At 65.5% G+C, this 18,748-nt stretch carries 16 protein-coding genes, 1 tRNA gene and 1 pseudogene; 8 read left to right on the top strand and 10 right to left on the bottom strand.

The features are described from left to right. Positions 1-87 precede the first annotated feature (87 nt). The 4 genes from FJ414_RS28165 to FJ414_RS28150 all read left to right on the top strand — a co-directional run bounded on the left by FJ414_RS28165 (position 88) and on the right by FJ414_RS28150 (position 3,651). Positions 88-420, top strand: a complete 333-nt coding sequence (locus FJ414_RS28165) for a hypothetical protein (protein WP_140647633.1) — start codon at positions 88-90, stop codon at positions 418-420. Between the two features lie 113 nt (positions 421-533). Then, positions 534-770, top strand: a complete 237-nt coding sequence (locus tag FJ414_RS28160; protein WP_140647632.1) for a hypothetical protein — start codon at positions 534-536, stop codon at positions 768-770. A gap of 146 nt (positions 771-916) precedes the next feature. After that, positions 917-1,891 (top strand): ABC transporter substrate-binding protein, encoded by a 975-nt coding sequence (locus FJ414_RS28155; protein WP_140647631.1) that lies wholly within the window; start codon positions 917-919, stop codon positions 1,889-1,891. Between the two features lie 140 nt (positions 1,892-2,031). Next, positions 2,032-3,651, top strand: a complete 1,620-nt coding sequence (locus FJ414_RS28150; protein WP_140647656.1) for an iron ABC transporter permease — start codon at positions 2,032-2,034, stop codon at positions 3,649-3,651. A gap of 1 nt (position 3,652) precedes the next feature. Here FJ414_RS28150 and FJ414_RS28145 read toward each other — a convergent pair whose 3' ends face one another. Continuing rightward, on the bottom strand, positions 3,653-4,696 hold the full coding sequence (locus FJ414_RS28145) for an ABC transporter ATP-binding protein (protein WP_140647630.1): 1,044 nt from the start codon (positions 4,694-4,696) through the stop codon (positions 3,653-3,655). A 206-nt stretch (positions 4,697-4,902) separates the two neighbouring features. On the opposite strand from FJ414_RS28145, the gene FJ414_RS28140 reads away from it, so the two are divergent. Further along, positions 4,903-5,208 carry a DUF982 domain-containing protein gene (locus FJ414_RS28140; RefSeq protein ID WP_140647629.1) on the top strand — a complete coding sequence of 102 codons (306 nt, stop codon included), beginning with the start codon at positions 4,903-4,905 and terminating at the stop codon, positions 5,206-5,208. A 32-nt stretch (positions 5,209-5,240) separates the two neighbouring features. Here FJ414_RS28140 and FJ414_RS28135 read toward each other — a convergent pair whose 3' ends face one another. The 8 genes and pseudogenes from FJ414_RS28135 to FJ414_RS28100 all read right to left on the bottom strand — a co-directional run bounded on the left by FJ414_RS28135 (position 5,241) and on the right by FJ414_RS28100 (position 14,614). Next, positions 5,241-5,927, bottom strand: coding sequence for an aspartyl/asparaginyl beta-hydroxylase domain-containing protein (locus FJ414_RS28135; RefSeq protein WP_140647628.1), 687 nt, complete (start codon positions 5,925-5,927; stop codon positions 5,241-5,243). Positions 5,928-6,044: 117 nt separating this feature from the next. Next, positions 6,045-7,538 (bottom strand): efflux transporter outer membrane subunit, encoded by a 1,494-nt coding sequence (locus tag FJ414_RS28130; protein ID WP_140647627.1) that lies wholly within the window; start codon positions 7,536-7,538, stop codon positions 6,045-6,047. Positions 7,539-7,551: 13 nt separating this feature from the next. After that, on the bottom strand, positions 7,552-10,695 hold the full coding sequence (locus FJ414_RS28125) for an efflux RND transporter permease subunit (protein ID WP_140647626.1): 3,144 nt from the start codon (positions 10,693-10,695) through the stop codon (positions 7,552-7,554). A 4-nt stretch (positions 10,696-10,699) separates the two neighbouring features. Further along, a complete protein-coding gene (locus FJ414_RS28120) occupies positions 10,700-11,992 on the bottom strand; it encodes an efflux RND transporter periplasmic adaptor subunit (RefSeq protein WP_140647625.1) in 1,293 nt (430 codons plus the stop codon). Next, positions 11,976-12,482, bottom strand: a pseudogene (locus FJ414_RS28115) (efflux RND transporter permease subunit); the annotation flags it as partial. The pseudogene FJ414_RS28115 and the gene FJ414_RS28120, both read right to left, overlap by 17 nt. A 20-nt stretch (positions 12,483-12,502) precedes the next feature. Continuing rightward, positions 12,503-13,660, bottom strand: a complete 1,158-nt coding sequence (locus FJ414_RS28110; RefSeq protein WP_140647624.1) for an efflux RND transporter periplasmic adaptor subunit — start codon at positions 13,658-13,660, stop codon at positions 12,503-12,505. Next, positions 13,641-13,844 (bottom strand): hypothetical protein, encoded by a 204-nt coding sequence (locus FJ414_RS28105; protein WP_226891765.1) that lies wholly within the window; start codon positions 13,842-13,844, stop codon positions 13,641-13,643. Before FJ414_RS28105 ends, FJ414_RS28110 begins: the two co-directional genes overlap by 20 nt. A gap of 107 nt (positions 13,845-13,951) precedes the next feature. Continuing rightward, positions 13,952-14,614 carry a hypothetical protein gene (locus FJ414_RS28100; protein ID WP_140647623.1) on the bottom strand — a complete coding sequence of 221 codons (663 nt, stop codon included), beginning with the start codon at positions 14,612-14,614 and terminating at the stop codon, positions 13,952-13,954. A 241-nt stretch (positions 14,615-14,855) separates the two neighbouring features. Between FJ414_RS28100 and FJ414_RS28095 the strand changes: the two genes are divergently transcribed. The 3 genes from FJ414_RS28095 (at position 14,856) to FJ414_RS28085 (ending at position 17,287) form a co-directional block, all read left to right on the top strand. Next, positions 14,856-15,602, top strand: coding sequence for a response regulator (locus tag FJ414_RS28095; protein ID WP_140647622.1), 747 nt, complete (start codon positions 14,856-14,858; stop codon positions 15,600-15,602). Beyond that, positions 15,599-16,843 (top strand): ATP-binding protein, encoded by a 1,245-nt coding sequence (locus tag FJ414_RS28090; protein WP_140647621.1) that lies wholly within the window; start codon positions 15,599-15,601, stop codon positions 16,841-16,843. Before FJ414_RS28095 ends, FJ414_RS28090 begins: the two co-directional genes overlap by 4 nt. A gap of 150 nt (positions 16,844-16,993) precedes the next feature. Continuing rightward, positions 16,994-17,287, top strand: coding sequence for a hypothetical protein (locus FJ414_RS28085; RefSeq protein WP_140647620.1), 294 nt, complete (start codon positions 16,994-16,996; stop codon positions 17,285-17,287). 1,087 nt (positions 17,288-18,374) lie between these two features. Here the strand turns inward: FJ414_RS28085 and FJ414_RS28080 are convergent. Continuing rightward, positions 18,375-18,449: transfer RNA gene (locus FJ414_RS28080), tRNA-Glu, on the bottom strand. Positions 18,450-18,748 lie beyond the last annotated feature (299 nt).

The following is an 18,748-nucleotide window of genomic DNA, read 5'->3' as shown; positions in this document are numbered from 1 at the left end:
CCGTCCTGATGTCCGGAGATTGCCTTGACGGCACCTGAACGCGAAAGACCGATGCTGTTGCCGGTCAGGACAGCCTGCGCGGGCCTGATGGCGCTGCTGATGCTCGCGCTGCTGGGCTTCGCGCAGGCCGAAATTTCTGCGTCGGCCGTTTCGCTCCCGGGCAGTTCCAGCGTCAGCGCCGCTCGTCAGGGCGACACGATCGCGCTGCTCAGAACGACCGGCAAGGCGCAGGCGCTTGAAATCCGGGCCGGCCGGCCACTGCCGATAAAACTCGTCAGCGGCAATCCCGGCGTGCTCGCGCCCGCATCCGATTTCCTGCTTATCGGCCATGTATTGCCGGCCGAAATGGGCGTCGCTCCGGTATCGGCAAGCGCAGCAGCTTCGCGCGCCAACCAGCCACGCGCGCCGCCCGCCGCGTAAGGCCTTGGCCGCCGAGCGCGGCATTCAAACCAAAGACATTCCTTCGCGTCGCGATCCGGCGACGGCCGCTGGCTGTCCGCCGGTTGCGTGCGCGTCAGTTCGGATTCCGTTCAATGCAACGCATCAAGACATTCAAGACGCTTACCCGCGCGGCTGCCGCGGCCTCTTTTCTGGCAGTCCAGGCGGTAATCTGCATCGGCACCGTCTACTGGGCCGTTGCCGCCACCCTTCGCATGGAAGGAACGGCGGCGATCATGCTCGGCGCCATCTTCGCGCTGCCGTCGGCCTATGTGCTGATGGTGGTTACCCGCATGGCCTATGATGCCGAGACCGACCCGGCCAACCAGTAGCACCTGTGATACGGAGCAGGCGCAAGGCAGGGCGATGCGAGTTGCGTTGCCCTGTCACACAATGGTTATCCTGCGGCCTTACTCAGGTTTTCCAGCCCCGGCGCCTGCCGGACCTCGCCCAGCCTTGATCAACAACAGGTATTTCCATGCGCCAGATCGTTTTCGCCGCCATGTTGCTGGCATCCACCGTAGCGGGAGCCGCCGCCGCCGACAGCACGCTGGTGCTCTACACCAGCCAGCCGAACACCGACGCCCAGCAGACCGTCGACGCCTTCATGGCGAAGAACCCGAGGATCAAGGTCGACTGGGTGCGCGACGGCACGCCGAAGATCCTGGCCAAGCTGCATGCCGAGATCGAGGCCGGCCAGCCGCAGGCCGACGTGCTGCTGATCGCCGATGTCGTGACCATGGAGGGCCTGAAGAAGGAAGGCCGGCTGCTCGCCTATCCGGAGGCCAAAGTCGACGGCCTCGACGCGGCGCTCTACGACAAGGACAAGACCTATTTCTCGACCAAGCTGATCACCACCGGCATCGTCTACAATACCAAGGCGCCTTTCGTGCCGACAAGCTGGGAAGACCTGAAGAAGCCGGAAGCCAAGGGCCTGATCGCGATGCCCAGTCCGCTGACCTCGGGCGCGGCGATGATCCACACGGTGACGCTGACCGGCAAGCTGCCGGAGGGCTGGGACTATTATGGCGCGCTCGCCAAGAACGGCGCGCAGGCCAGCGGCGGCAATGGCGACGTGCTGAAGGCCGTCAGCGGCGGCGACAAGTTGTTCGGCATGATCGTCGACTACATGCCGATCCGCGAGAAGGCCAAGGGCGCGCCGGTAGAGTTCGTCTTCCCGAAGGAAGGCGTGTCCGCCGTCACCGAACCGGTCGCTATCCTATCCACCGCCAAGAACAAGGAAGCCGCCAAGGCCTTCGTCGATTTCCTCTTGTCGAAGGACGGGCAGGAAGTGGCGGCCAAGATGGGCTACATCCCGGCGCGCGCCGACGTCGCGCTGCCGGCCGGCTATCCGGACCGCGCCTCGATCAAGGTGCTCGATTATGATGCGGCGGCCGCGCTCGCCAACGATGCGCAGAACAAGGAAAAGTTCAGCGCGGTGATGAGCCAGTAAGCGGCCTGGAAACTTTGGCCTCCGCGGAACATCACATCGCCAGGCGAGGCGTGGCGTCGCCGCAGGCGGGGGGCTTCACGGTGCCGGGCCCGATATTCGGCCAGCGTCTGTCGGCGCTGGCCGTCCTGCTGGTCATCGCCATGCTCTGCCTGTTGCCGATGGCGCGTCTCGTGCTTGCGGCGATCGCGCCGGGCGGCGAGGCCGATTTCGCCGCCTTCGCCGGGCGGCTTGCCAGCCCTGCCGCGCTCAAGGCGATGTGGCACACGCTGGACACGGCTTTTTTCGGCGCGCTGCTGGCGCTTTGCCTCGGCATTCCGTTCGCCGTCGCGGTGACGATGACCGATCTGCCGGGACGAAAGATCCTCGGGTTTCTTCTGCTTTTGCCGCTGATGATCGCGCCGCAGGTCACCGCGCTCGCCTGGCTGCATCTCTTCGGCCCGTCGAGCACGCTGCTCGGTATGCTTGGGCTGGCGCCTGCGCCCGGGGCCGGCAATCCCATGCTTGGCCGTGGCGGCATCATCCTTCTCTACGGCGTCCAGCATGCGCCGATCGTCTTCATCACCATGCGGGCGGGTCTGTCGCGGATGCCGCGCGATCTGGTCGAGGCGGCGCGATCCTGCGGCGCCAGGCCTGTCGCCGTGTTGCGGACCATCGTGCTGCCTGTGGTACGCCCTTATGTCGTGGCGGCCGCAGCACTCACCTTCGTTTCCGGCGTCGGCAATTTCGGCATACCGGCGCTGCTCGGCATGCCCGTCAACTATCTGACCTTGCCGACGCTGATCTACCAGGACCTGTCGAGCTTCGGGCCCGGCGTGCTGCCGCAGATCGCGGCGCTGTCGGTGCTGGTCGGCGCCCTGGCGCTGGCCGGCATGGTCTTCCAGTCGCTGGCGCTGCGCGGCACCGGGCATCGCATCGTTGCCGGCACGCCGGCGCAATTCGAGCTCGGAGGCTTGCGCATGCCGCTCGCCGGCGCGGGCTGGCTTGTCATCGGCCTGATCCTCATTCTGCCGGCCTGCGCGTTGCTGGCGACGTCGCTGGTGCCGTCCTTCGGCGTGCCGCTCAGTCCGCGGACGGCAACGATCGCCAACTATGTGGAAGTGCTTGTCCGGCAGGCGTCGACGGCGCGGGCCTTCCGCAATTCACTGCTCTTTGCCGGCGGCGCGGCGCTTATCCTCGCCCTTGGCGTCATTCCGATGGCCGCGCGGCTCGAACGTTTCGACAAGCGCTGGCGGCGTGTGCTCGGCGGCATCGTCGACCTGCCTTACACGATCCCCGGCGTGGTGCTGGCGATCGCCTGCATCCTTTTGTTCTTGCGGCCGCTGCCGCTGATCGGCAGCCTCTATGCGACCGCGTCGATCATCCTCGTCGCCTATGCGATGCGCTTCCTGACGCTGGCAATGAAACCGGTGACGACGGCCGTCGGGCAGATTCCGCGTGATCTCGAAGAGGCGGCGGCGGTGTCCGGCGCTGGTCCGTTCCGGCGGCTCGCAACGATCACCGCGCCGCTCGCGGCGCCCGCGGCCGTGGCGGGCGGGCTGCTGGTGTTCATGAGTGCTTTCAACGAGTTGACGGTCTCGGCGCTGCTTTGGTCGAGCGGCAAGGAAACGCTCGGCGTCGTGCTGTTCAGCCTGGAAGAGGCCGGGCTCGGCACGCAGGCAGCGGCAATCGCGGTATCCACGATCATCGTCGTGATCGCGCTGCTTCTGGCGCTTGATCGGTTCGGGCGCCGCTTGCCGGCCGGCGTGTTGCCCTGGCGCTAAATCAGGCGCTCGGTACCACCCAAGCGTCCGACACGGCGACATGCACGCGCTGTCCCGCCGCCAGTGCCTCCGCGCTGTCGACGAGCAGGTGCTGGCCGGGCTCGGCCAGCGCCAGCCGCACTTCATGCACCGGCCCGCGGTAGACGCTGTCCAGCACCGTCGCGGGCAGTCCCTCGGCCGCGATGCGCAAGGCTTCCGGGCGTAGCAGGACCTTGACCGCACCGGCCGGTTTGTCGTGGCTGCGCGCCGTGAGCCGGTGGCCGGCGATATCGATGATCGAGGCCTTGTCCGAATGGCCGACGGTGTTGCCTGAGACCAGGCTGCCGCGACCGACGAAACCGGCGACAGCGGCGTCGGCGGGAGAGCGATAGATTTCCCGCGGGGGTGCCGCCTGCAGCAGTCGGCCTTTGCTCATCACGGCGACGCGGTCGGCAAGCGCCAGGGCCTCGGCCTGGTCATGCGTGACATAGACGATGGTCGCGCCGGTGCGGCGATGGATATCGCGGAAGGCGTCGACCATGGCCGCGCGCAGATGCATGTCGAGATTGGCGAGCGGCTCGTCGAACAGGATGATGCCGGACTCGGCGACCAGGCAGCGGGCCAGCGCGACGCGCTGCCGCTGACCACCCGACAACTCGTCGATGCGGCGCTTGGCGAAACCGCCGAGGCCAACGATATCGAGGACCGAAGCGACGCGGGCAGGGATGGCGGCGGAGGGAACATGCCTGGCCTTCAGCGGATAGGCTACGTTTTCGGCGACATCCATATGCGGCCACAGCGCGTAGGATTGGAAAACGACGCCGACATTGCGCGCCTCCGGCGGCAGCTGCCGCTTCGGGTCGGCGACAAGCGCATCACCAAGGAAAACGCGGCCTTCGCTCGGCGCCTCGAAGCCGGCGATCAACCGCAGCATCGTCGTCTTGCCGCAGCCGGAAGGGCCGAGCAGCGCCGTGAAAGATCCCTGCGGAAAGGCCAACGAAACGCCGTCCAGCGCGGTGGTGCCGCCATAGCGCTTGACCAGAGACTCGACCCGGATTTCGCTCATATTTTCGCCCGCGGCAGCTGTAATGGCCGGCAATACGGTGGAAATCCGGCATTGGCAATGCAGCCGGTACCGATCCGGACTGACGCCGATCCGCCGCACCGACTCTTCATCGCACTGAGGTCACATTTGCGAGTCAGAAGGCCGCAAAAGCAACTTTTCACATCGAGCGGCGTTGCTCAGGGCTGCGCCAGTTCGGGAGACAGGGAATGGACAGATTGCAATTCGAGGTGCCGGTGCGCATCACGCCCGCGCCCGGCCTGCCGGTCGAGGAAATCTACAGCGTCGAGCAGGCGCTCGATTTCCTGCAGGATTGGCCGAAGCGCCGGCAGGGCAAGGTCTACGAAGCCGCGTTCAACGCCTGTTTCGGCGCGACGGTCGACGTGGCCAGCGCCGAGGAAGCCTGCCGCGCGTTCGCTACCTTCTGCCGCGTCAGCGGATTGCTGGCGAGGGACGCGATGTTTCCCGGCAAGCGTGGCAGCGCGACAGGGACGTATCGCGAGGCGCGCGCTTAAAGCGCGGCGTGCTTTGAGCCTTTGCAACTGGTTCAGCCGCCGAACGACACGCCACGATAGCGCATCCCCACCTGCACGCCGCGCACGATCACGCGCGACAGGATTTCCATGTCCAGCGGCATCTGCGGACGCCACACGTCGAGGAGGAGAGCGACGCGGGGCTGATCCGAGTTGTTCATAACTTCGTGCTCGAAAGTGTCGTCCCATAGCATGCACTCGCCGTCGGCGATGCGCCGTTCCTCGTGATCGATCATCATGATCGTTGCCGGACGGCCGTCCGGCTGTTTCGGGATGACCAGGCCAAGATGGAACCGCATGATGCCGCGAAAAGGTCCGCGGTGCGCCGGGATGTGCTTGCGCGGGGCCAGGAATGAGACAGCTGCCGATTTGACCTCCGGGCACTCCGCAAGCAGCCGGCTCAGGACCGGCATGCGCGCGAGGTTTTCCGGGACCGTCATGTCATAGGCCTTGAGCACGAACATGCGCCAGTCGAGACCGTCATTGGCCGAGATATCGGCCTGCTCCGGCATGATGTCGTGGAAGCGCGGCGCGTTGTTCAGCTTCGCCGCCAGCGCCTCGTCGCGGATATCCCGCCAGGCGGCGGTGAACTTCGCGGCATTGGAAAAATGCGTGCCGGCATCAAGAATGGCCGGTGCATCTATGCGCTTCTCATAGATACGGCGGACCAGATTGGTTCCCAGATCGTAGGCGCCTGACATCTCATTACCTCAACGACGCTATTATGTAGTGGGTATATAGTGGGATATTGCTTGCGGGCATGGCTCACGGGAATTTGTTCGGGCCGTTCGTGACGGATAGGCAGCACGGCTCACCGGTCATTGCGTCTTCGATGCCAGCCGCGGACCGGTGCGGACATCGATGATTTCGGGCCTGGCGGTGTCGATCGCGCCGTTCCAGCCGCCGCCGAGCGCCTTGTTGAGGGCTATATAATCGGTGGCGATCGAGACGCGGCTTTGCAGGACGGAGTCGTCGGCGGAATAGGCCGACCGCTGGGCATCGAGCACATCGAGAAGGCTGGTCTCTCCAGCCTTGTAGAGCGTTCCTTCAAGCCGCGCGGCATCGCCATAGGACTTCGCGGAGGAGGCGAGCTTGCCGTTTCTGATGCGCTCCTGCGACAGCGAAACCGTGGCGTTTTCCACGTCTTCCAGAGCCGTCAGCACGGCGGACTTGTAGGCGACGAAATACTGGTCGCGTTGGGCTTTGGCGACGTCCACGGCCGCCTGCAGCTGGCCGGCGTTGAACAATGGCACGCTGAGCGTGGGGCCAAAGGACCAGCCGATGGTGGAGTTCTTGCCGAGATCGCCGAGCTTGAGGGCCGTGGTGCTGATGTCGCCGGTCAGGCTGACGCTCGGATAACGTGCCGCCTCGGCCTGGCCGATCTTGGCGGTGGACTGCGCATATTGCCGTTCGGCCAAGCGCACGTCCGGACGGGTGAGCAGGATGTCGGCCGGGATGCCGGTCGGGATCGGCAGGCGCGGCGCCGGGATCGGTCCGGCGCGCTTCAAGCGCTCGGTGAGCGCCGCCGGCGGCCGCCCGGTCAGCACGGAAAGGCGATGCACAGCCTCGGCATAGCTCGCTTCCAGGCTCGGAATGCCGGCTTCCGTGCCGCTGGCCTGTCCATCCGCCTTGGCGACGTCCGCCGCGGTCGCCGAGCCGGCCAGAGCCATCGTGCGGGTGAGCTGGGCGGTTTGCCGCTGCGACGCTGCAGAGCGCCGGGCAAGCGCTATGCGGGCCTGATAGCCGCGTGCCTGGACGTAGTTCGAGGTCACGTCGCCAACCAGCGTGAGAAGGGCTGAACGCAGTTCTTCTTCGGAGGCGTCCAGTCCGTAGCTCGCCGCCTCGACGCCCCTGCGGTTGGCGCCGAAGAGGTCGAGTTCCCAGCTGGAATCGAAGCCTGCCTGGTACTGGCTGTAGGTCTCGCTGGCCGTCGTTCCGGCAGTGGCGGCCGAGACCCTGTTGCGGGTGGCCGAGGCCGAACCGTCGGCGGATGGAAGCAATGTGCCTACCGACTGGCGGTAGCTCGCCCGCGCCTCGCGGATCTTGGCCTTGGCGGTGGCGACATCGAGATTGCCGGCAACCGCTTCGTCGACAAGCGCGTTCAGCTCGGAGTCGCGCAGGCGCTGCCACCATTTCGACAATTGCGCCGGCTTGGCCGGGTTCGCCGCTTTCTGCCCGCTCCAGCTCGCCGGCATTGCCAGCAGAGGCTTCCGGTAATCCGGACCGACGACGCATCCCGAGAGCACGGCAGCGGCAAGCGCGGGCAAAAAGAGTCCCTTCGCGGTCGCGAAACCGCGTTCAAAATCAAACATTTGAGAGAAACCTTTATTCCGGAGTGGCTGTGGCTTGTGTCCCGCCCATATCCTGCTTGGCCGCCTTGCCCCTGAAGATGCGGCGCACCGTGACAAACAACAGCGGCACGAGGAAGACGCCGATCGCGGTCGCCGCGATCATGCCGCCCATGACGCCGATGCCGACCGAGTTCTGCGCGCCCGAGCCGGCGCCGCTGGCGATCGCAAGCGGCGTGACACCGAGGATGAAGGCCAGCGACGTCATCAGGATCGGCCGCAGGCGTTGTCGCGCCGCCTCGAGCGTCGCCTCGACCAATCCCATTCCGGCCGACTGCCGCTCAATGGCGAACTCGACGATGAGGATGGCGTTCTTGGCGGCAAGACCGATCGTGGTCAGCAGCCCGACCTTGAAATAGACGTCGTTGGTCTGCCCGAACAGACTTGCCGCCGCCAGCGCGCCGAAGATGCCGATCGGCACCGACAGCATGACGGCGAACGGGATCGACCAGCTCTCGTAAAGCGCGGCAAGGCAGAGGAAGACGACCAGCGCCGAAATCGCGTAGAGCGACATCGCCTGGTTGCCGGAAAGCCTCTCCTGGTGCGACAGCCCGGTCCATTCATGCGAATATCCGGCGGGCAGTTGCGCGACCAGCCTGTCGATCTCGTCCATCGCCGCGCCGGAGCTTTGGCCCGCCGCGGCCGCGCCCTGGATCTCCACCGCGGCCGAGCCGTTGTAGCGTTCGAGCCGGGGCGATCCGTAGGTCCAGTGGCTGGAGGCGAAGGCCGAGAACGGCACCATGGCGCCGCCGGAGTTGCGGACCTGCCATTTGTCGAGGTCTTCCGGCTGCATGCGGAAGTCCGGGTCCGATTGCAGATAGACCGGCTTCACCCGGCCGCGATCGATGAAGTCGTTGACGTAGTCGCTGCCCCAGGCGGTCGACAGCGTGTTGTTGATGTCGGCAAGGCTGATGCCCAGCGCGCTCGCTTTTTCCTGGTCGATATCGACCGAGAATTGCGGCTGATCCTCCTGGCCGTTGGGACGGGTGTTGGCGAGCAGCGTGCTCTTCGCGGCCAAGCCCAGCAGTTGGTTGCGTGTCTGGATCAGCGCTTCATGGCCGGCGCCATTGACGTCCTGGAGGTAGAAATCGAAGCCGTTGGTGTTGCCGAACCCCTGGATGGCGGGCGGGGCGAGCGCGAAAACCTGCGCGTCCCTGATCTTGGAGAAGGCGCCCATGGCGCGGCCGGCGACCGCCGATGCGGCGAGAGCCGGCGTCTTGCGCTGGTCGAAGTCCTTCAGCCGCACGAAGGCGATGCCGACATTCTGTCCGGCGCCGCCGAAGCCGAAGCCGGAAGCGGTGAACACGCCTTCGACCGCGTCCTTCTCCTCGTTCAGATAGTGGTTGGTCACCTCAGCCAGCACGCGCTCGGTGCGATCCTGCGTCGCGCCGACCGGCAGCGATGCGCTGGTGATCAGGATGCCCTGATCCTCGTCCGGCAGGAACGAGCTCGGCAGCCGGGCGAACATCCAGCCCATGGCGATGACGATGGCCAGGAACACGGCAAGGAAGCGCCACGACCGGTTGATGATGCCGTGCGAGCCGTCGCGATAGGCGATCGTGCCGCGATCGAAGACGCGGTTGAACCAGCCGAACGGACCTTTCTGCGTCGCATGGTTCTTGGCCGGGCGCAGGATCGTGGCGCATAGCGCCGGCGTCAGCACCAGCGCGACCAGCACCGAGAGCACCATCGCCGAGACGATGGTGACGGAGAATTGCCGGTAGATGATGCCGGTGGAGCCGCCGAAGAAGGCCATCGGCACGAACACGGCCGACAGCACGGTGGCGATGCCGATCAGCGCGCCCGTGATCTCGTGCATCGATTTGCGCGTCGCCTCTTTCGGCGGCAGGCCTTCCTCCTGCATCACGCGCTCGACATTCTCGACCACGACGATGGCGTCGTCGACGAGCAGGCCGATGGCCAAAACCATGGCGAACATGGTGAGCGTGTTGATCGAATAGCCGAAGAAGGAAAGCACGCCGAATGTGCCGAGCAGCACCACCGGCACGGCGATCGTCGGGATGATGGTGGCGCGCAGGTTCTGCAGGAAAAGCAGCATCACCAGGAAAACCAGCACGATCGCTTCGGCGAGCGTCTTCACCACTTCCTCGATCGACAGGCGCACGAAGGGCGAGGTGTCGTATGGGTAGACGACCTCGACGCCTTGCGGGAAGGTCGAGCTCAGGCGATTGATCGTCGCGCGCACCGCCTCGGCGGTGCTGATGGCGTTGGCGCCGGTCGCCAGGTTGATGGCGACGCCGGCGGCAGGCTTGCCGTTGTAATGGGCCTGCGTGGTGTAGCTTTCGGCGCCGATCTCGACCTTGGCGACGTCGTTCAGCCGAACCAGCGAGCCGTCGGTATTGCTCTTGAGGATGATGTTGCGGAACTGTTCGGCGGTTTGCAGCCGGCTCTTGGCCGTCACCGTGGCGTTGAGCTGCTGGCCCTTGCGCGCCGGCAAGCCGCCGAGCTGGCCCGCCGAAACCTGCGTGTTCTGCGCCTCGATGGCGGTGGCGACATCGCTCGGCATCAGCGCATATTGCGCCAATTTGTCGGGGTCGAGCCAGATGCGCATGGCATAGCCGGAGCCGAAGAGCTGCGTCGAGCCGACGCCTTCGACGCGCTTCAGGGTGTCGTTGACGGTGCTGTCGACATAATCGGCAAGGTCGGTCGAGTTCATCTTGCCGTCGCTGGAGACGAAGCCGATGACCATCAGGAAGCCGGTCGAGGATTTGGAGACGGTGATGCCGTTGCTCTGGACGACCTGGGGCAGCTGCGACTGCACCAGCTGCAGCTTGTTCTGCGTCTGAACCTGGGCCGTATCTGCGTTGGCGGCGCTGGTGAAGGTCAGCGTGATCGAAGCCTGACCGGTCGAGGTCGACGTCGCCGTCATGTAATCGAGATTGTCGATGCCGGTCATGCCCTGCTCGATGACCTTGGTCACCGAGTTCTCGACGGTCTGGGCATCGGCGCCGGGATAGGTGGCGCTGATGTTGACGGTGGTCGGCGCGATCTGCGGATATTGCGAGATCGGCAGCGATTGCAGCGCGAGCAGGCCGCCCAGCATGATCACGATGGCGATCACCCAGGCGAAGATCGGCCGGTTGATGAAGAAACCCGACATCGCTTTAGTTCCCGGTTGCGCCGGAGGCCGGCTGCTTTGCGGCACCGGCGGCATTGCCGCCCGCCGGTGCGGCTGAGGCGGAGTTCTGCTCGCGGTCCTTGATCTCGCCGGTCGTTTCGTCGATGGTCACTTCGACCGCCGTCGCGTCGCCGCCGGCGCGCACCAGCTGCAGGCCCTCGACGATGACGCGGTCGCCGTCGCCGACGCCGGAATCCACCAACCAGTTGTTGCCGACGCTGTTGCGCACGCTCAGCGTACGCTGCTCGACCTTGCCCTGGGTATTGACCACCATGGCCGTCGCCTGGCCCTTGGGATCACGGGTGACGCCGCGCTGCGGCACCAGGAAGCTGTTTTGGGCTACGCCTTCCTCGACGATGGCGCGCACATACATGCCGGGTAAGAGCAGGCGGTCGGGATTGGGAAACTGGGCTCTGAGCGCGAAGGTGCCGGTGGACTGGTCGACATTGGCGCCGGCGAATTCCATCTTGCCGTCCTGGGCGTAGATGGTGCCGTTGTCGAGCTTCAGCTTGACGCTGACATTGGCCCCGCTGAACTTCAGCCGGCCTTCGTTGATCGCCTGGCGCAGATTGAGCAGGTTGGTGCTCGATTGCGTGACGTCGACATTGATCGGGTCGAGCGAGCGAATGGTGGTCAGCACCGTCTCCTGGTTGGCCGTGACCAGCGCGCCCGGCGTCAATGACGATTTGTCGATCCGGCCGGCGATCGGCGCGGTGATCGAGGTGCGGTTGAGGCTGATCTTCGCGGTCTCGACGCTGGCCTTGGCCGACGCGACATCGGCCTGGGCCTGCGCCAGGGTCGCGGCGGCATCGTCGTAATCCTGCTTCGAGACCACGTTCTGCTTCAGCAGCCCGGAATAACGATCGAATTTGGCCTGCGCGGTGGGCACCGCGGCTTCCGCCTTCTGCTGGGTGGCGACGGCGCTGTCATAGGCCGCCTGATAGCTCGCCGGGTCAATAAGGTAGAGCGGCTGTCCCGCCACCACCTCGGCGCCTTCCTGGAACAGGCGCTGCTGGATGATGCCGTCGACCTGCGGGCGCACCTCGGCAATGAGAGAGGCAGCCGTGCGGCCCGGCAATTCGGCGGTGATCGCAACCGATTGCGGATGCAGCGTGACGACGCCGACCTCGGGCCTGCCGACGCCACCCATGCCGGCCGGCACCTGGCTCTTTTCCTGCGAGCAGGCCGCCAGGAGAAGCGCGGCGCACAGAATTCCCGCCCAGGGAGACAGGCGGCGAGGCCTCGCCAGCAACAGAGAGCGATCAGGCTTGATATGCATTGGCTGGATCTTTCGCTGGAGTTGCGGTTCCCGCTTGGCCGGTCGCGCCGGGCGCTTCGACCAACAGCTTGCCGAGATGGCGGGCGAGGAAGCCCTGGATGTCGTCCATGAAAGTGTAGACCACCGGCACGTAGACGAGGCTGAGCACGGTCGAGGAGATGAGACCGCCGATCACGGCGATCGCCATCGGCGCCCGGGTCTCGGCGTCGGCGCCGATGCCAAGCGCGACCGGCAACATGCCGGCGCCCATGGCGATCGATGTCATGACGATTGGCCGGGCTCGCTTGCGGGCGGCGTCGAGCAGTGCCTCGAAGCGGCTCATGCCATGCTCCTTCTCGGCGACCAGGGCATATTCGACGAGCAGGATCGAGTTCTTGGCCGCGATGCCCATCAGCATCAGTATGCCGATCAACGGCGAGATGCCAAGTGCCTTGCCCGTGACGAGCAGGAAGCCAAGCGCGCCGCCAACCGACAGCGGCAGCGCCACCATCGACCAGGAGGAGATGGCGTTCATTGCGTCTGCTCCGCCGCGCTTGCGGCATCGACAGCCGTCGCTTCGCCGGCGGCGACGCGCACGAGATTGCCGTCATTGAGGAAGCCGGCGCCGGCGACGACGACCTGGTCGCCTTCCGACAGGCCGCTTTCGATGGCGACCCGACCGTTCTGGCGCGTGCCGGTCGCGACGGGACGCGCGCTGACCTTGCTTTCACCGTCAATGACGAACACGGCCGGCTTGCTGTCATGCCAGACCAGGGCCGTCTCGGCGACGGCAAGCCGCCGGGACGACGCCGTCTCGATCGTGACGCGGGCAAACATGCCGGGCTTCAGCCCGGAACCTTCGCCGACCGCGACATAGACGGTGGCGAGCCGGGTGGTCGCATTAACCGTCTGCGCTATCGAGGAAACGCTGCCGGAGAAAGCGCGGCCCGAGGCGTCGACGATGTTCGCCGCCTGGCCAACCGAGATGGCCGCCAGATCCTTTTCCGGGACGAGGACGCCGACCTCCAGCCTGCCGTCGCGGATGATCTTCATCAACTCAGTGCCGGCCTGGACGATGGAGCCCGTCACGGCCGGCTTGCTGGACACGATGCCGTCGAACGGTGCGCGGATAGTCGTCCTGTCGAGCTCGGCCTGCAACCTGTCTGCGGCGGCCTCGGCCTGCTCGACACCTGCCTTACCGGTCTTGACGGCGGTTGCCTTTTCCTCGGCGGTCTCCGCGCTGACGGCATTGCTGGCGAGCAGCTTGTCGGCGCGCGCGGCGGCTGACAGCACGGAGTCGAGCGTCGCCTGCGCCTGGGCGACAGCCGCCTTCTGCTCGGCAAGCTGGGTCTTGAGGAGCGAGTCGTCCAACCGGGCGATGACATCGCCGGCCCTCACACGGTCGCCCTCGGCCACCAGGACCTCGGTCAGGCGCAGGCCGCTCTCTTCCGCGCCGATCATCGCTTCCTGCCAGGCTGCCACCGTGCCGGTGGCGCTGACGGAAGATGTGACCGCCTCGGGATGGACCCGCTCCGCCGAAACGGTGAGCGTGGCAGCCTGAGCAGGCGCGGCTTTCCCGACGTCCGGCTCCGGCGCGCCGCGGCCATAGGCCTTCAGCATCGCGGCGACAGCGGCCGCGACCAGTATGGCGACGAGGAGAAGATGGCTTTTACGCAATTTTCTGGTCATGATTTTCGGTGTTCGAAGGCGAGATCGGAAGCGACAGGCGGTAAGCGGCGAAGCTCAGCCGGATCGCCCCCTGCAGCACCTGCTTCGACAGGATCTGCTGCCTGGCGCCGGCGCCGGGGCGGGTCGTCAAGGGCGAGCCCAGGGAGGCAAGCAGCCGCAGCATCATCAGGGCTTCCCACATCATAATGCGTTCCATGCGAGTTGGCGGTCGCGCGGACGCGTCCGCCAACTCGCAGAAAGTACCGGCCGGCCCTTGAACGGGTGGGTCAGGGGGCCGGCCGGCGCAGCCGGTCAGAGTTGCTCGCCATTCCGGGGTAGGGGTGGAGGGAGCTGTCCGCCGTGATCGGGCAGACCTCCGGGGCCGGCTGCATCCGGCGGATCACCCCACGGGCCGGGGGGCGGGCCATGCGGCCGATCCGCCGAAGCGAGGATTTCAAGCTGTTCGGGTGTCAGTTTGGAGCGGAGCGCAGCGATCGCGTCCTTCAGCTTGGCCGCCGAGGCGGCGCGCGTCGTGACATCGTCGGCCAGCTTTTCCTGGAACGCGAAGGGATCGCGGGCAGCACCTGGCGCAGGTCTGTCGGGACCCGGACCGCCGGTGCCGCCCAGGCCGAAGTCCGGTCGTGCCGGCGGCGCCAGCACCGCCTGCAGCGCGCTGGTGTAATCGCGCCAGGCGTCAAGCTGTTCGGAGCGGATGCCGATGCGGGTCTCCAGCAACGAAAGGTGCGCCGCGAGCATTTCGGGCGGCGGTCCCATGCGACGAGGGCCGAAATCCTCCGGTCCATGCCGCATCGCCCAGCGCTGTCCGTGCCAGCGCATCGGACCTGGGCCCGCATCGTCCTGCCGATCGAAGGCCGGCGGCTGGTCGCCCGGTGCGCCGGGCTCGGGCTGGGCGGCCAGCACCGGGTGGATCGCCGCGACCGAGAACAGGCCGAGCGCCAAAAGTCTGCTTCGCATGACGTTATCCTTTCCTGCATGCTTCGGATGCAGGGAGGATAGGAAGGGACTTTTGCCGCTTCGCGTCGGCGTGTTGCCGAAGGTTTCCGCAAAAAGGAGATTTGTTTCCGAACGTTTCCGGCGCCTTGCGGGAAACGTTCGGTTGCAATTTTTCGTGCCGTTGGCGCGCGGCACTTCCTATAATCAGGGACAAGCAGTGACAGACGGGCAACGACAACGGGCAAGGTGAAACGGGCCGGATATGCAGGCACAACCCCACATCCTCGTCGTCGACGACGACCGCGAGATCCGCACGCTGCTCGGGCGCTATCTGGACGGCCAGGGCTTTCGCGTCTCGGTGGCGGCGGACAGGCGCGAGTGCGAGCAGAAGCTGGGCGCCGGCCAGTTCGATCTTGTCGTGCTCGACGTCATGCTGCCCGATGGCTCGGGTCTCGACATCTGCAGGAGCCTGCGTGACCGCAAGCCGCACATCCCGGTCATCCTGCTGACGGCGCTGAAAGAGGATGTCGACCGCATCATCGGGCTGGAGTTCGGCGCCGACGACTATCTCGGCAAGCCGTTCAACCCGCGCGAGCTGTCGGCCCGCATCCGCGCCGTGCTCAGGCGCTCGGCGCCCGAGGAGGCCGCTCCGCCCAAGGTGCGCGTCTACCAGTTCGCCGGCTACCGGCTGGAGCCGGACACGCGCAAGGTAATGGATGCCGATGGCGCCTTGATCGATCTTACCGGCGCCGAGTTCGACCTGCTGCAGGTTTTCCTCGACCGTCCCGGCCGGCTTTTGTCGCGCGACCAGTTGCTCGACCTGACGCAGGGCCGCGAGCGCGATCCGCTGGAGCGCTCCGTCGACGTGCTGGTGAGCCGGCTGCGCAAGAAGTTTGCCGAAGCGGGCGAGGCGGCGCTGTTCAAGACGGTGCGCAATGGCGGCTATCAGCTGACCGCGCGCGTCGAGACGATGGAGTACCGCGCCCCGACGACGGAGGCGGGCACATGACCTCGCTGCGCCGGCGGCTGATCATCCTCCTCGTCGTTTCGATCCTCGGTGTCGTGGGCCTCGCGACATTCGTTGCCGTCAAGGTGCTCGGCGGTCCGTCGCCCGAACTGATCATGGGGCCGCTGGCCCACCAGATCCAGTATATGGTGCAATTGGCTCCCGGCCACGCGCAGACCGCGCGCGACGCGCCGATCACCGTCAGCGGCAGTCCGGCCCCCGGTATCGAGGACCGCAAGCACACGCGCGTGCTGAACGATATCCTGCAGCATGACGGCGTCGATGTTTCGGCTGTCGTCACCCGTAACGTCGGCGGGCCGGGCATGGTCGCCTCGGTCGCTCTGCCTGGCAATCGCTGGATGATCGTCGACGTTCCCGATTTCGGTCCGCCGCGCGATGTCTGGTACGGGCTGGCGGGCTGGATGGCGCTGATCGTGCTCGGCGCCACGCCGGTGTCGATCTACTTTACCGGTGTGCTGGTGCGGCCGCTGGAAATGCTGGAAGCCGCCGTCAGCAAGATCGGATCGGATGGGGTGCTGGCGGCTGTGCCGGAGAAAGGACCCGCCGAAGTCAGGGCGACGGCGCGTGCGCTCAACGAGCTGTCGGAAAGGCTCAAGACCGCGATGGAAAGCCGCATGCGCCTTGTCGCGGCCGCGGGTCATGACCTGCGCACGCCGATGACCAGGATGCGGCTCAGGGCCGAGTTCCTCGACGAAGACCGCGAAAAATGGCTGAGCGATCTCGACGAGCTCGATCGCATCGCCGACAGCGCCATCCGCCTGGTGCGCGAGGAGGTGAACCAGGACGCGGTCGAGCCGGTGGAACTGGACAGGCTGGTCCGCGATATCGAGGTCGAGATGGTCTCGCTTGGCCACGCGGTGACGATCGACCACCTTGATCACGTATCGGTCAAAGCCGGCGCGCTTGGCTTGCGCCGCGCGCTGCGCAACCTGATCGTCAACGCCGCCACGCACGGCAAGAGCTGCTCCGTCGCGCTTGCGGGGCGGGGCGGCCAAGCGGTTCTCACCATCGCCGACCGCGGCCCCGGCATTCCGCCGGACCTGTTGAACAAGGCCTTCGAGCCGTTCTTCCGGGTCGATCCGGCGCGCACGCAATTCATTCCGGGCGCGGGGCTGGGGCTCGCGATCGCGAAGGAGATCATCGAGCGCTACGGCGGCACGATCACGCTGGAGAACAGGCAGGGGGGAGGGTTACTGCAGACGGTGGTGTTTGCAACAACCTGACGTCGTTCGTCCTCCGGCAATTCCAGACCCTTGGCGCGGCTTTCAAACGCTTTTTCAAGGCTTTGCTCGCTGCATCGTGACCGCACCGCTGTTGCGGAGCGGCGTCGCAAGATGCGAATTTGCGATACGATGTTTTGCGAGGATGCCACCATGCCCATACGCAAGATTGCGTTTTGCGCGGCAGCGATGATCGTTGCCGTCACAAATTTCGCCGATGCGAGGCCCGACACACGCAAGATGACCTGCGCGCAGACCCAGGCGCTGATCCAGAGCCGGCATGCGGCGGTGCTGAGCACCGGAGCGAACACCTATGATCGCTATGTCCGCCAGTTCGGCAACGAGTGCGATGCTCCCTACGTGCCGATGGTCGACTATGTCCCGGCGAGCGACGGTCGGTGCATGGTTTATCGGTGCGAAGAGCCGGCGCCCATGGTTCCGGATTGATCGGCAGCCAGCGCCGCTTTCCCGGCTTGCACGTAATCCCAGACGCCGGCTGATGCCATTTACTTGACCTTTTGCATCTCCGGGGCAGGCGTCTGGTCAGTCGCCGGAGCCGGCGTGCAATCCGGGCCCTTGCAGTCGAGGACCGGATCCTCGGCCGGGGGCAGGCAATTTTGCCCCTCGCAATGAATTGCCGGCGATGGTTCCGTCGCTGGCTGGCTATTCGGCTGGACAGGTTGATCGTCGGCGCGAACAGGCGAAGTGCCTGCCAGGCCAATTATCGCCGCGCACGGCAGCGCTATCCGAAGCAAGTTCATTCTTGCCTCCACGGTTGGGAGCGGGGAGAAGCTACACCTCCGGTTGGGAGCCTACACCCCGTCAGCCGTGAATGGCGTTAACGGCGGGTTTCTGCCCCCCGAGAGCCCATTGTCGCGCCGACTGCCGCAATGAACCAGACCTGGCCGCTCCATGACGCCTCCTGTCGGTTGCCAATCCGAAGCGAACAAGACGTCCGAGGCCTGTTCCGTCGAGAGGGAGTACAATGGGCATCTCTCGGCCATCTGTACGTGCAATTTCACTCCGCAAGCGGAACGAGAGTGCGGGTTAACCAGTTACGTCGATATGCCTACCAAGGTCAAAGAACCGCAGCCGAAGTCCGACCAGAAAAAGGGCCCTGTTCCCGATCAGGAAGGATCGCCAGAGCCTGAACATGTCGATAAGCCACCGCGAGACGTACGAGAGGCACCGGCACCAAATCCCGACGGCAACAAGAAGTCCTGATGAATTCCGCAAAGTGAAACGACGGCCCGGCTGCCATGTGGCCAGGCCCTTGCCAACCCAACCACGGATGTAACCCCAAGAGGGTTTCTGGCTGCTTCATCAATTGCATGAAGGTCTGATCCGGGGTGAAGTTTCCAGCCGCGCCGCCTCCGGTGAGGCTATCCAAAGGCTCATCGAAGCGATCGCACACAGAAATGAAACTGCCGATTTGGCTGTTGAGCGGATCGGTCGGTAGCTTCTGCCTCAGATAGTCCTCAAGCGTTAAGCCCCTGATCGCCGCTCGACGGTCCTCACATGTCTTTGAAAAGACTGGTACGCCCAAGGGGAATCGAACCCCTGTTACCGCCGTGAAAGGGCGGTGTCCTAACCGCTAGACGATGGGCGCGCTCAGACGAAGCGGCTTATAATTGCGTTGTTGCCAACCGGCAACCCATCCGCAGCCACATGCGACAACTTTTTTCGAAAGCGGGAAAGGCGCTCTTTCGGCGAGCCAGGGTGCGTTTCGCGGCCTCGCTTGGTGGCGCACCCTTGGAGATTAGCCGGGACATCCCTCGCGGTCGTCATTCTATGGCGGAGCAAGGAGCGCAGCGACGCGGCGCAGACCATAGAATCCTGTGTGTTGGTTCTGGTGTATGGTTTGAAGTGGGAAGGAGACCGAATGAATCCTGGTCGTCCTTTCGGACA

The sequence above is a fragment of the Mesorhizobium sp. B3-1-6 genome (assembly GCF_006439555.1).
GTDB lineage: Bacteria > Pseudomonadota > Alphaproteobacteria > Rhizobiales > Rhizobiaceae > Mesorhizobium.
The sequence above is the reverse complement of the archived record's forward strand: the minus strand, read 5'-3'. Positions and strand labels throughout refer to the sequence as shown.